Annotated in this window: 11 protein-coding genes and 2 tRNA genes; 5 read left to right on the top strand and 8 right to left on the bottom strand. The window is 41.4% G+C overall.

The annotated features are described in order from the left end of the window. Window positions 1-85: 85 nt before the first annotated feature. The 3 genes from IMPJCBKJ_RS06660 to IMPJCBKJ_RS06670 form a co-directional block, all read right to left on the bottom strand. Window positions 86-721 (bottom strand): CatA-like O-acetyltransferase, encoded by a 636-nt coding sequence (locus IMPJCBKJ_RS06660; RefSeq protein ID WP_171041567.1) that lies wholly within the window; start codon window positions 719-721, stop codon window positions 86-88. 154 nt (window positions 722-875) lie between these two features. Next, on the bottom strand, window positions 876-1,916 hold the full coding sequence (locus IMPJCBKJ_RS06665; protein ID WP_055021514.1) for a Glu/Leu/Phe/Val dehydrogenase: 1,041 nt from the start codon (window positions 1,914-1,916) through the stop codon (window positions 876-878). A 400-nt stretch (window positions 1,917-2,316) separates the two neighbouring features. Next, window positions 2,317-3,843, bottom strand: coding sequence for a fumarate hydratase (locus tag IMPJCBKJ_RS06670; RefSeq protein ID WP_054551614.1), 1,527 nt, complete (start codon window positions 3,841-3,843; stop codon window positions 2,317-2,319). A gap of 181 nt (window positions 3,844-4,024) precedes the next feature. Here IMPJCBKJ_RS06670 and pabB point away from each other — a divergent pair, with 181 nt between their 5' ends. From pabB to IMPJCBKJ_RS06685, 3 genes are all read left to right on the top strand, one after another. After that, window positions 4,025-5,368, top strand: coding sequence for an aminodeoxychorismate synthase component I (pabB, locus tag IMPJCBKJ_RS06675; RefSeq protein WP_054551615.1), 1,344 nt, complete (start codon window positions 4,025-4,027; stop codon window positions 5,366-5,368). A gap of 17 nt (window positions 5,369-5,385) precedes the next feature. After that, window positions 5,386-5,964, top strand: coding sequence for a CoA pyrophosphatase (locus IMPJCBKJ_RS06680; protein WP_166339455.1), 579 nt, complete (start codon window positions 5,386-5,388; stop codon window positions 5,962-5,964). Between the two features lie 101 nt (window positions 5,965-6,065). Then, on the top strand, window positions 6,066-7,442 hold the full coding sequence (locus tag IMPJCBKJ_RS06685) for an L-serine ammonia-lyase (protein WP_054551617.1): 1,377 nt from the start codon (window positions 6,066-6,068) through the stop codon (window positions 7,440-7,442). Between the two features lie 43 nt (window positions 7,443-7,485). Here the strand turns inward: IMPJCBKJ_RS06685 and cysB are convergent, their stop codons facing one another. Beyond that, window positions 7,486-8,463 (bottom strand): HTH-type transcriptional regulator CysB, encoded by a 978-nt coding sequence (gene cysB / locus IMPJCBKJ_RS06690; protein WP_054551618.1) that lies wholly within the window; start codon window positions 8,461-8,463, stop codon window positions 7,486-7,488. Between the two features lie 297 nt (window positions 8,464-8,760). Between cysB and IMPJCBKJ_RS06695 the strand changes: the two genes are divergently transcribed. Then, the gene (locus IMPJCBKJ_RS06695; RefSeq protein ID WP_054551619.1) at window positions 8,761-9,519 is read left to right on the top strand and encodes a hypothetical protein; all 759 of its coding nucleotides are present in this window, start codon (window positions 8,761-8,763) and stop codon (window positions 9,517-9,519) included. A gap of 26 nt (window positions 9,520-9,545) precedes the next feature. On the opposite strand, the gene IMPJCBKJ_RS06700 is transcribed toward IMPJCBKJ_RS06695, so the two are convergent. Continuing rightward, a complete protein-coding gene (locus tag IMPJCBKJ_RS06700; protein WP_054551620.1) occupies window positions 9,546-10,838 on the bottom strand; it encodes an NCS2 family permease in 1,293 nt (430 codons plus the stop codon). A gap of 121 nt (window positions 10,839-10,959) precedes the next feature. Here IMPJCBKJ_RS06700 and IMPJCBKJ_RS06705 point away from each other — a divergent pair, with 121 nt between their 5' ends. Next, window positions 10,960-11,424 (top strand): sel1 repeat family protein, encoded by a 465-nt coding sequence (locus tag IMPJCBKJ_RS06705; RefSeq protein WP_054551621.1) that lies wholly within the window; start codon window positions 10,960-10,962, stop codon window positions 11,422-11,424. Between the two features lie 23 nt (window positions 11,425-11,447). Here the strand turns inward: IMPJCBKJ_RS06705 and IMPJCBKJ_RS06710 are convergent, their stop codons facing one another. From IMPJCBKJ_RS06710 to IMPJCBKJ_RS06720, 3 genes are all read right to left on the bottom strand, one after another. Beyond that, entirely contained in the window at window positions 11,448-12,170 is a 723-nt protein-coding gene (locus IMPJCBKJ_RS06710) for a helix-turn-helix transcriptional regulator (protein ID WP_138619351.1), read from the bottom strand. 230 nt (window positions 12,171-12,400) lie between these two features. After that, window positions 12,401-12,477, bottom strand: a tRNA-Asp gene (locus IMPJCBKJ_RS06715). Between the two features lie 50 nt (window positions 12,478-12,527). Continuing rightward, window positions 12,528-12,604 (bottom strand) — tRNA-Asp (locus IMPJCBKJ_RS06720). Window positions 12,605-12,696: the final 92 nt, after the last annotated feature.

A 12,696-nucleotide genomic window follows, 5' to 3' on the forward strand; every position in this document is an offset into this window, starting at 1 on the left:
GTTATGCGAAGTAAAGTCATCCCTAACTTCAGATAATACTACATTAGTTGCAATTTTTACTTACTTCGATAACATTTAGCAAGAATCAATTACAGAAATTCGTAATTTTTTCTTGCAGTATTTTCACAAATCTTGCTACATGCAGGCCATCCATCAAAGCATGATGCACATCGATTGAAAGCGGCATCTTGCCAGTTTGTACGTCATATTGGCCAAACACAAACTTGGGTATACCTAGACCATGCCCTTCACTCACCGCATGCGAGAAGCCGGTAAAATTAAGCCATGGGAGCACTGAGATATGAATAAGATCAGGCTGCCCTTCTGTTGCAGCAAATGCATCAGAGAAAAATGGTTTTGCTTTACTTGTTTTACCCACAGCAATCGCGTGCTTTGAAAAATCTTCCATCGACGCTTGTTTTTCAAAATAACTAAAACGAAAAGTTTCATCTTCTGCAAGCTCTACCACACTGCCTCTTACAGATGACAGTTGTACGGGCAACAAATCAATAATACGTTGACGCATTGGTGCATAGTCATGACATGCTTCAAGTGTTAGGTAAACATAGCTGTGAAAGAACGAATACGGTTCTGCTTTGCACTTGTTATATAGAGCCGCCATATCGAGTGAAACACATACATTAAAATATGGCAGAGAAAATTCTTTGAAAAAAGCGAAATGCTGCTTACGAGGCCAAGTATCAAGATTGATTGGGGTTATTTCACAAGGCTGAGTTTTCATTAGGCGTCCTCGAGATTTAAAAACCGAGTGTACCGAGATAGTTAGCCTTCGTCATTTTGTTGCGATAAATAACAGAGACAAAAAAGGTGCGACTTGCGCACCTTTTTACCTGTAAATTTATCGATTTACTAAATTATAAGCCGTTTTCGATGATTTCTAATGCGAGTTCATCGGCAATTAAATGCGTCGACTTTTGCTCTTTTTCAGAGCGAGCAAAGATTTCTGTTAGCGTATCAAAAATGCCTTCAACGTGCTTCGTTGATGCTTCTGCACTATAACCTTCTGGTGCAGTTTCGTAATAAACGTTGATGATACCACCTGCGTTAATTACGTAATCTGGTGCGTATAAAATACCTTTTTCGCGGATGATCTCACCGTGACGAGACTCTGCTAATTGGTTATTCGCACAACCTGCAATAATTGTTGCTTTTAAACGCGGGATAGTCGTGTCATTCACCGTTGCGCCAAGTGCACATGGTGCATACACATCAACATCTAAGTCGTAGATTTCATCAATACCCACAGCCGTTGCATTGAAGTCATTTACAACACGCTCAACAGCTTGTTCGTTGATATCTGTTACAAATAATGTTGCGCCCGCTTCATGAAGGTGTTTACAAAGGCCATATGCTACTGCACCTAAACCTTGCACCGCTACTTTGATACCAGCAAGATCTTGATGACCTCGTTGATGTTGTAAAGCTGCTTTAATACCTAAGAATGTACCATATGCTGTGAACGGTGAAGGGTTACCACTTTTACCTTCAAGGCCTAATACATAGTTAGTTTCTTTATTCATGATAGCCACATCATCACAAGTGATGTTTACATCTTCAGCTGAATAGTAGCTACCACTTAAACGCTCTAACTGACGACCAAATGCACGGAAAAGTTGCTCTGATTTAATTTCTTTAGCATTACCGATGATCACTGACTTACCGCCACCAAATGGTAAACGTGCCACAGCATTTTTGTAGGTCATACCTTTTGATAAGCGAAGTGCATCAGTAACAGCATCTTCATCAGTTGTGTAGTCCCACATTCTGCAACCACCAACCGCTGGACCTAACTTGGTATTGTGAACCGCGATAATAGCTTTTAGGCCTGATTCTTTATCTGAACAAAACACCACTTGCTCGTGGTTATCAAAGTCGACTTTATTAAATACAGCCACAGTTAAATACTCCGAAATTTTCTTACCCTAAAGGGTGTGAGCGCTGAAAGTGCCGAGACTTTATCACTTCGTATGCTCCCTTACCACTAAATGAGATGATAAAACTAAGCAAAGTTCTCAGGCCGAAATAACAACTCAAAAACTAACACTTTATGGAAAAAATATACCAGTCAACGTACGCATTAAGCATTGTTAATTCAAAACAAAATATTAACATCGCCAACTTTATTACGTGAACGTAAAGGTAAAGTACAGCGTAAAGAAAAAATGACAAAAAAATTATGCCGATAAAGCCAAGTAAAATCAGCTTTTAAAGAGATGTTAGAGAAATAGCTGAGACTGGTCAGAGCTGAAAAAAACGGCGCAGGTGCGCCGTTTTATGAAAAGAGTTTCAAGATGGTTATTTTAATTTGCCATCAAGTTCTTCGATTTTTGCTTTCCAAATAGCAGGGCCTTGCGTATGCGCATTGGCACCTTCACTATCAACAGCAACGGTTACTGGCATATCTTCTACTTCAAACTCGTAGATTGCTTCCATGCCTAAATCTTCGAACGCAACAACACGTGCTTTCTTGATTGCTTTAGATACAAGGTAAGCTGCACCACCTACTGCCATTAAGTAGATAGATTTATTGTTTTTGATTGATTCTACTGTAGCAGGACCACGCTCTGCTTTACCAATCATACCGATGATGCCCGTTTTTTCTAACATCATATCAGTGAATTTATCCATACGAGTCGCAGTTGTAGGGCCAGCAGGACCTACCGCTTCATCACCCACTGCATCTACAGGGCCAACGTAGTAGATAAACTTGTTATCAAAATCAACGCCTTCAGGTAAACCTTCACCTGATTGGATCATATCTTGTAAACGTTTATGCGCGGCATCACGACCCGTTAAGATAGTACCAGACAGAAGAACCGTTTCACCCATCTTCCATTCTTGCGTGTCTTCTTTAGTCAGTGTGTTTAAATCAACACGACGTGTACCTTCGCCTACTTCAAATGTAACTTCTGGCCAATCTTCTAGTTTAGGCGCTTTAAGATCAGCTGGGCCTGAACCATCTAACGTGAAGTGTACGTGACGCGTTGCTGCACAGTTCGGGATCATTACCACTGGTTTTGATGCTGCGTGAGTTGGTGCCGTTTTAACTTTCACATCAACTACGGTTGTTAAACCACCAAGACCTTGAGCACCAATACCTAACTTATTAGCACGTTCGAAGATATCGATACGCATTTTTTCTTCAGTTGTTTCAGCGCCGCGCTCAATTAGCTCGTGAATATCAACCGGATCCATTAATGATTCTTTAGCAAGTACCGCAGCTTTTTCTGCAGTACCGCCAATACCTATACCTAGCATGCCAGGTGGACACCAGCCCGCCCCCATGGTTGGTAATGTTTTCTCAACCCATGCAGCCACATCATCAGATGGGTTAAGCATAACCATTTTCGTTTTATTTTCTGAACCGCCGCCCTTCGCTGCCACCATTACTTCTACTTCAGCGCCTGGCACTAAGTCAATATGAACAACTGATGGTGTGTTGTCTTTAGTGTTTTTACGCGTACCAGCTGGGTCTGCAACAATTGATGCACGTAATGGGTTATCTGGGTTTAAGTATGCGCGACGTGTACCTTCATCAACCATTTGCTGTACAGTCATGTCTGTTTTATCCCACTTAACATCCATACCTACTTTTACGAAACAAGTAATGATACCTGTATCTTGGCACAGTGGACGTTTACCTTCAGCAGACATACGAGAGTTAATTAAAATTTGCGCAATGGCATCTTTTGCCGCTTTGCTTTGCTCTTTGTTGTAAGCTTTTTCTAAGGCTTGTACGAAATCGAGAGGGTGATAAAAAGAAATGTATTGCAATGCATCTTCAATGCTATCAATGAAGTCTTGCTGACGAATTGTACTCATTACGGGTTCCTTAAGTTTTTATCGCGTAGCGCTGTACGTGATCCTGAGTAAACCGGTGACGAAGATTTACTCTACGGGTTAGTCATGGCATCACTATAAAGGAAATCATAACGCTGCCAATCAAATTTAACTTATGATACCCTCCTCGCCCGTTTCGGGCTAGTTATTCAGGGCAATGTAGATGATAAACGATGAAAATTTGTGCATAAAATTAGATTTAAGTGGTGATTGCATCGCGCTATTTAGTCATTTTGCTCATTTGCCCCATGCCGTGTTGCTCGATTCAGCCAATAGCGAACATGTGAATAGCCGCTTCGATATCATCGCTATTGCCCCATTAAAGCAATTAGAAGTGCGTGAAAATACCTGCTTTGTCGACGGCAAAGCACAATCAAGTGATTGTTTTAGCTTGATGAAAGAAGGCCTTCAGGAATTTAATCACACAGCAAACTCTAATAACCTGCCTTTTACAGGTGGTTGGCTTGGCTATTTTGGTTATGATTTAGGTCGCGTGATTGAAAGCATGCCAACTACTGCCGAAAACGACATTAACATGCCGCAAATGGCTATTGGCCTTTATCCAGATGCCCTTATTTATGATAAGCAACAGCAAAGCTGGTTTTACGTCTGTCAGCCAAATCATAATCGCTTAGCGCTATACCAGCAGCACCTAAACGAAACACCAGCAAGTGCAGAGTTCGCGCTACAAAGCGACTGGCAATCAAACATGAGTAAAGCCAGCTACAGCGAAAAGTTCGAGAAAATTCAAGCTTATTTAAAAAGTGGTGACTGCTATCAGATCAACCTTGCACAGCGTTTTAAAGCTGAGTTTTCTGGTTCAACATGGCAAGCCTATAAACAACTTCGAGAAGCGAATAAAGCACCGTTTTCAAGCTATATAAATCACCCTGATGGCGCTATTTTATCTATCTCCCCTGAACGTTTTATTGCTATTAATCAGGGCCAAATAGAAACCAAGCCAATTAAAGGAACCCTCCCTCGTTTGGCTGACTCTGAACAAGACCAAGCGCAAGCAACCCGTTTACAACAATCTGAAAAAGACCGCGCAGAAAATGTCATGATTGTTGATCTGCTACGCAACGATTTAGGTAAAGTGGCTCGCCCAGGTAGCGTCACCGTTCCCTCGTTATTTGCCATTGAAAGCTTTCCGGCTGTGCATCATTTAGTAAGTACTGTGCGCGCAGAATTAGCGGATGGCAAAGATGCCGTTGACCAAATTCATGCCGCTTTCCCGGGAGGTTCAATTACCGGAGCGCCGAAGATTCGCGCTATGGAAATTATTGAAGAGCTCGAGCCGCATCGTCGTAGTGTGTACTGCGGCTCAATTGGCTACTTGAGTGCCTGTGGCAAGATGGATACCAGTATCACAATCCGTACTTTAGTGTGTCACAAAGGTGCAATCTATTGCTGGGCTGGCGGTGGCATTGTGGCTGATTCAAAGGTCGACTTGGAGTACCAAGAAACTTACGATAAAGTAAATAAAATACTGCCTTTATTAAAGTAAAAGTTGAAGTAACCACCTTGAATAGCCAGCAAATAATTGCCCGTTTTAGTTTAAGTCAAACCACAGAGCGCCCAGCTAGCATTCGCTTTAATGCCGAAAAGCGTGCCAGTGCCGTAATGTTACCTCTGCTTGATGTTAACGACGAAGCGCATTTGTTATTGTGCAAGCGACCTAGTTATTTACTTCATCACCCGGGGGAGATTTGCTTACCGGGTGGAAAGTATGAAGAACAAGATGACACTCTGCTGCACACCGCCCTTCGAGAGCTCAATGAAGAGCTTAATATTGCGACACACCAAGTGACTGTCCACGGTAAATTACATCAATACGCGACTCTAACCGGTTTCACTATTGAACCTTTTGTGTGTGTCCTTAGTGAGGGCACAACATGGCAAGCAGATCCCAACGAAGTTGCTGCCAGTTTTTTACTACCCTTATCTTATTTAAGTAATCAACAAAATTGGCAACCCCTCCCCTTTGAGCGAAATGGTAAAACCATTACTTTGCAAGGCTTGATGACCCCCCATGGTCTGCTTTGGGGAGCAACAGCAAGCATTATTAATAACTTTATCAAGCAGCTCGCCCTACCAGTTTAATTATCCTGCTTTTAGGGTTACACAGACACGTTTAAACGTTATCATGTGGCACCGTTCAAAGGCAGGTAGTATGCCGTTAATAGAAAAATGAGTAGCAAATTATGATCAGTGCATTCGATATGTTTAGTATTGGTATTGGCCCATCGTCATCTCACACAGTTGGCCCGATGCGCGCTTCGCGTTTATTTGTAAACGAACTAGAAGAAAAAAACTTACTTGCAAACGTCACCGATATTAAAGTTGAGCTATTTGGCTCACTCGGTCAAACAGGTATTGGCCATGGCTCTGGTAAAGCTGTGATCTTAGGCCTTGCCGGTTATGATCCAGAAACCATTGATGCTGACTTAGTCGACGATATCCTCGCAAAAATCGAAAAAGAGCAGGTTATTTATTTAAACCAAAGCCATAAAGCCAATTTCCCTAAGCAAGGTGCGATTGTATTTCATCGTCGTAAAACTCTACCAAAACACTCAAATGCAATGGAAATCATTGCTAGCCAAAATGGCGAAAAGTTATTCAGCAAAGTGTATTACTCAATCGGTGGCGGCTTTATCGTCAGTGATGAAGAGTTCGAGAACGAAAAACAAAAAGCACTCGAAATTCGCGAAGAAAACCCAGCGCCTTATCCGTTTAACACGGCTAAAGAGTTATTAGAGCTATGCCGTGAATCAGGGTTTAGTGTATCAACACTTATGATGCATAACGAAAAAACCCTGCGCAGCGAAAAAGACATCAAGGATGAGCTGTTTAATATTTGGCAAGTAATGAAAGCCTGTATTGAGCGTGGCATGCGCACAGAAGGGATTTTACCAGGCGGATTAAAAGTAAAGCGCCGTGCCCCAAGTTTACACCTTAAATTAAATATTGAAGTAAACAACGACCCATTACGTGCTATGGATTGGGTTGATTTATTTGCCCTTGCAGTAAACGAAGAGAACGCTGCCGGCGGCCGTGTTGTTACCGCACCAACCAATGGTGCTGCAGGTATTTTGCCAGCGGTATTAATGTATTATCACACTTTCATTAAAGAAGTAGACCGTGATATTGCAACACGTTACTTATTAACGGCGGCAGCAATTGGTATTTTATATAAAAAGAATGCGTCAATTTCGGGTGCTGAAGTTGGTTGTCAAGGTGAAGTGGGCGTTGCTTGCTCAATGGCAGCGGGTGCACTAACTGAAATCATGGGTGGTAATGTTGTACAGGTTGAAAACGCCGCTGAAATCGGCATGGAGCACAACCTAGGTCTAACTTGTGACCCTGTTGGCGGTCTTGTACAAGTACCGTGTATTGAACGTAATGCAATGGGCTCAATTAAAGCAATTAATGCGTCACGCCTTGCAATGCGTGGTTCTGGAGAGCAAAAAGTAACCCTTGATAAGGTCATTAAAACCATGCTCGATACAGGTAATGATATGAAAACGAAATACAAAGAAACCGCTCGCGGTGGCTTAGCAGTTAATATCATCGAGTGTTAATTTAAGCATAATAAAAAGCCGCTTTAAAGCGGCTTTCTTATCTCTATTTTACTGGTAACTCAATGTTTTCGAAGAGTTTATCAACATCTTCTTGGTTACGTAATAAACTTGCTCGTTCAACCAGCTCTTTCGTTAAGTGCGGGGCAAAACGCTCAATAAAATCATACATGTAGCTGCGTAAGAAGCTGCCTTTTCGAAAACCAATTTTAGTGGTGCTCGCTTCAAATAAGTGACTTGCATCAATACAGACTAAATCAGTATCTGTTATTTGATCAATCGCCATAGACGCCACAACACCCACACCTAGCCCTAAACGAACATAAGTTTTAATGACATCAGCGTCCGTTGCAGTAAAGACAATATGTGGCTCAAGGCCATGAGCATTGAAAGCTTTATCTAATTCAGAACGACCAGTAAAACCAAACACATAAGTTATCAGTGGGTATTTAGCCACATCGGCAACCGTTAAGTTATCAGCCTTTTGCGCAAGCGGGTGTGTTTTTGCCACAACAATACTGCGATTCCAGTGATAGCACGGCAACATAACTAAATCAGAGTATAAATGTAGTGCCTCAGTCGCAATGGCAAAGTCAGCATCACCGCGTGCTGCCGCATCAGAAATTTGCTGTGGCGTTCCTTGATGCATGTGCAGAGAAACTGCCGGGTACTTTTTCATAAAGCCTTGAATAACATTCGGTAATGCGTAACGAGCCTGAGTATGAGTAGTCGCAATGTTAAGTTTACCTTGATCAGGCAAAGTATGCTCATTAGCAACCGCTTTAATACCTTCAACTTTCGACAATATCTCTCGCGAAATATTAATTATTTCGTTACCGGCACTGGTTACATGGGTAAGGTGTTTGCCACTACGGCCAAAGATCTGTACGCCCAGTTCGTCTTCAAGCATACGAACTTGTTTCGAGATCCCCGGTTGCGAGGTAAATAAACTTTCGGCTGTCGCTGAGACATTCAGTTTATGATTTTGGACTTCGACTATATATCTGAGTTGTTGTAGTTTCATGGCTGCATTGTAAACGTTGTTATTGTTTATTTATAAAGGCTGCAAAGCGCAATGCCAAGCGATATTTCATCGCGCTATACATTTATATCTATTGTTTCTAAGGCTAACACATTAAATTAATGCTCGGTAGCCGTGTTTACTCGCAAAATATTCAATAAAGATGTTAGTTTAGCGCTATACTCATTATAAAGTAGTAAACTTAATAAGTTTATTCGAGATAACTACCGCAAAACTGTTCAGATCTAATCTTTTTAAGGTAATATAAAAAAATTAGATAGTTAAAACTGAGATTTAGTAATGATTGTTTCTATCATCATCATGCTCATTGTTGCATTAATTGTGATCGCATTATGGGTCAGTGCTGTGCAACAACACAAAGAAAAACAAGAAGCAGAGCGCCGCAAAGAGTTAACTAAACAAAAGAAAATCATTGAAGAGGCAGAAGACGTGCTGCTTAACAGTGCCAATATTCCCATGTCTGAGAATATTCTACGTATTATTCAGCGCCGTATATATGATGCGCTTGCAAGTATGGTACAACTCTCTCCAAGTTCTAAGGAACTCAAAAGTCGCTTAAATGAAGCTAAACAGCGTTTAGGGGGTCCAATTGAGGCGAATAATAGCGACTCATTAGTGTTACCAGACAACGATAAGCAGCTTATTTCTTTAATTCAAGGAATAAAAAAACTAAGGGCAGTGCTACGCTCTGAACATAGTAAAGGTAAAATCGAGAGTCAAATATTTGTTGCCGAAGATAAACGCCTTGAAAAACTACAACTTCGAATCAACGTAGAAAGCCAAATTAAGCGTGGGCTTTCAGCTCGCTCAGCAAATATGGTGGGCTCTGCCAGACAGTATTTCGAAAAAGCACTGGCAACGCTTAACTCAGTTAGCTATAGCGATGAATATGTAAACTCGAAAAGACAAGAAGTTGAAGGTTATTTAGAAACGATTAGCTCTGAGTTGAAAGCATCAAATGCGACGTCACTAAAGAAGAAAGCAGAACAAGAGCAGGACGATTTAGACGTGTTATTCGCACCAAAGAAAAAGTGGTAAACCACTTTTTCTTTGCTTTGTGAAAATTAAGATAAAAACGCAAACTTAACAATAAACAGCGCTGTTAATACCCACACACTAATACTGATTTCATCTTTTTTACCACATACCAACTTCACTGCAGTATAAGAAATAAAACCAAGCGCAATACCGTGAGCAATCGAGAAAGTTAACGGCGTCATCAATAATACCACACTCACTGGAATGGCATCTGTCATATCATCCCAATTTACCAGCTTTAAGTTTTGCATCATTAACACAGCTACATATAAAATTGCACCTGCCGTTGCATAAGCTGGGATCATGCCAGCAAGTGGCGCAAAGAACATCATTAACAAGAAACAAATGCCTACAACAACAGCAGTTAGACCTGTACGGCCGCCCACAGACACACCTGCTACTGATTCAATGTAAGACGTTGTTGTTGACGTACCAAGCATTGAGCCTGCAATGGTAGCTGTGCTGTCAGCGCTTAATGCACGACCTAAACGAGGCATTTTACCTTGTTCATCAGCAATACCTGCTTTTTGCGTTACAGCAACTAAAGTGCCTGAAGTATCAAACAAATCAACAAATAAGAACGCAAATACCACTGTTAGCATTGAGATTTCGAATGCTGCTGCAAAATCCAATTGCATAAAGGTTGGTGCAATTGAAGGCGGCATTGAAATAATTCCTTGATACTCCACAAGGTCTAAACCAAGCGCAATTGCGGTTACTAATAAAATACTGATAAGTACGCCGCTTTTCATATCGCGGTATAACAGTGCTGCAATAACAAAAAAGCTAAAAATCGCAAGTAGTGGACCTGGGGCTGTGATATCGCCTAACTGCACTAAGGTTGCAGGGCTTGCTACGATAATCCCAGCGTTTTTCAATGCAATAAGCGCTAAGAAAGCACCGATACCTGTGGCAATAGCTCGCTTTAATACCAGTGGAATAGCGTCTATGATCCACTCTCTCACCTTAAATAGGCTTAAGAATAAAAAGATACAACCAGACATAAAAACTGCACCTAATGCAGCTTGCCAAGTGTAGCCCATGCCCAAAACAACACCATAAGTGAAGAAGGCGTTTAAGCCCATACCCGGAGCCAGTGCTAATGGGTAGTTTGCCCATAAACCCATGATAAAACAGCCAATTGCAGCAGCAATACAGGTTGCTACGAATGCCGCACCTTGATCCATTCCCGCTTCTGCAAGCATGGCAGGGTTAACAAATACAATGTAAACCATGGTAATGAATGTTGTGATGCCAGCAATAGTCTCGCGGCGCACAGAGGTGTTGTTTTCAGTGATTTTGAAAAGTCTTTCGAACATGTTGAACTTTAAGTTGAGATTAATTGGCTAATTTTATCATATTTTATCTCAATAAGAGGACATTTTACCTTGCAATGTTCTAAACTAATAAGGTCTTTTATTTCAAGAAAATAACTAAACTATGTCTGATAATTCGCCAGTAGGCTTAGATTTAGAGCAACAGCTTGATAATGTACTTGCCTTTATTACCCAACCCGATAAAGGGTCGGCGCCAAATAAAAGTACTCAATCTGTTGAAAACGTACTAAACAAAGCTTTGTATTATTTAAAAAATGAACAGCCTCCCCTTGCTGCCAAATGGATGCGCTTAGCAGCTATGGCCGGTAACCATAGGGCGCAATTTTATATGGGGCTGTTTTTCATCAAAGGGCAAGGTGTACCACACAGTGTTTTTCATGGCGCGGTGTGGTTAAGTCTGGCAAGTAGCCAAGGTTATGAACCTGCAACGGCTGCACTTGATGATCTTAGAAAACACATCAGTACGCGCAGATTACATGATGCGCAAAGCTATGCAGCTACCCTATATGAACAAATCCACCAGCAGCAATTTGCACATTTAATTCCTCGAGATCCTGACGCAAGCTAACACGCGTCAGGTTCTACAACTCATTAATGCTGTCTTGTCAGTTTACTCTCAAATGTTATGAGACCTGCACCAACTACAAGCAATAAGATACCTATAAACTCAAGCCACACATGGCCTTTATGGGGCTTGATAATAGGTGTTTTTGAAGTAAGGCTATATAAGCGCCTGCCTTGCTCGCCAGATTCTACAAACGAAATACCTTTATAGTCCGCTGAAATAATAAATTTAAAATCATGCCTGCTAATCATTTCTCGACGTTTAGCATCTATTTTCTCGCGGCTTTGTTCTACGAGTAGCGTTCGCCAATCATGAAAAATGCCATCTGGTTCATTATCTTTCACTACACCATATGATTTGTACTCATAGAACGTTGTATTGAATAGCTTTTCTTGATGCCCTAAATAAAACATGGCGCAACCTAGCGCACTTAACAGTATCGCAATATAGATTAATGAGCGCTGTTTAATGAATTGCTTATTACTTTGTTGCTTATACCAAGCTTCAATGTCAGGCACATTAATCAATCTCGCTTTATCTACAGAATGTTTTAATGGCTCCATAAAGTCGCAAATTGTTAGATTGAGCGCCGTTAATATTGAACGAAATGTGTCGTTTGAAGGCACTGATTTATCGTTCTCAAGTTTTGAAAGGTAGCTTTGCTCTATTCCAACTTGCTCAGCAAATTCTGGTTGGCTTAGTTTTAGCTCACTGCGATAGTGTTTTAGTTGTGTTCCGAATGTACTCATAACGCATTTCCTTTTTGTTGTGGAGCCGCCATTCTTTGCTATTCATGCAGATATAAGAAGCTGAATAAATAGGAATAATGAAGAATATTAGCAAGATAGGAAGAAATTTACGAGATACGAGATACGAGATACGAGATACGAGATACGAGATACGAGATACGTTTTCAGTATAAGGAAATACTAAGGCGTAGTGTAAAGACTTATATAATCATTTGCTTGAGGAAAACAAATGGCGGAGTGGACGGGACTCGAACCCGCGACCCCCGGCGTGACAGGCCGGTATTCTAACCAACTGAACTACCACTCCGCAGTGGTATGTGCATGGGGTAATGCACTTAATTTGTTTATGATATCAAATGGCGGAGTGGACGGGACTCGAACCCGCGACCCCCGGCGTGACAGGCCGGTATTCTAACCAACTGAACTACCACTCCGCAGAGATATCATTGTTATTACTTAATTTGTTGGCGGAGTGGACGGGACTCGAACCCGCGACCCCCGGCGTGACAGGCCGGTATTCTAACCA

Source organism: Pseudoalteromonas sp. MB47, assembly GCF_011319765.1.
In the GTDB taxonomy this organism is placed as follows: domain Bacteria; phylum Pseudomonadota; class Gammaproteobacteria; order Enterobacterales; family Alteromonadaceae; genus Pseudoalteromonas; species Pseudoalteromonas simplex.

Bases quoted from the DNA above. Each gene is read 5' to 3' on its own strand.
- IMPJCBKJ_RS06670 (WP_054551614.1), bottom strand. From the start codon at position 3,843: ATGAGTACAATTCGTCAGCAAGACTTCATTGATAGCATTGAAGATGCA.
- pabB (WP_054551615.1), top strand. From the start codon at position 4,025: ATGATAAACGATGAAAATTTGTGCATAAAATTAGATTTAAGTGGTGAT.
- IMPJCBKJ_RS06685 (WP_054551617.1), top strand. From the start codon at position 6,066: ATGATCAGTGCATTCGATATGTTTAGTATTGGTATTGGCCCATCGTCA.
- cysB (WP_054551618.1), bottom strand. From the start codon at position 8,463: ATGAAACTACAACAACTCAGATATATAGTCGAAGTCCAAAATCATAAA.
- IMPJCBKJ_RS06695 (WP_054551619.1), top strand. From the start codon at position 8,761: ATGATTGTTTCTATCATCATCATGCTCATTGTTGCATTAATTGTGATC.
- IMPJCBKJ_RS06700 (WP_054551620.1), bottom strand. From the start codon at position 10,838: ATGTTCGAAAGACTTTTCAAAATCACTGAAAACAACACCTCTGTGCGC.
- IMPJCBKJ_RS06705 (WP_054551621.1), top strand. From the start codon at position 10,960: ATGTCTGATAATTCGCCAGTAGGCTTAGATTTAGAGCAACAGCTTGAT.
- IMPJCBKJ_RS06710 (WP_138619351.1), bottom strand. From the start codon at position 12,170: ATGAGTACATTCGGAACACAACTAAAACACTATCGCAGTGAGCTAAAA.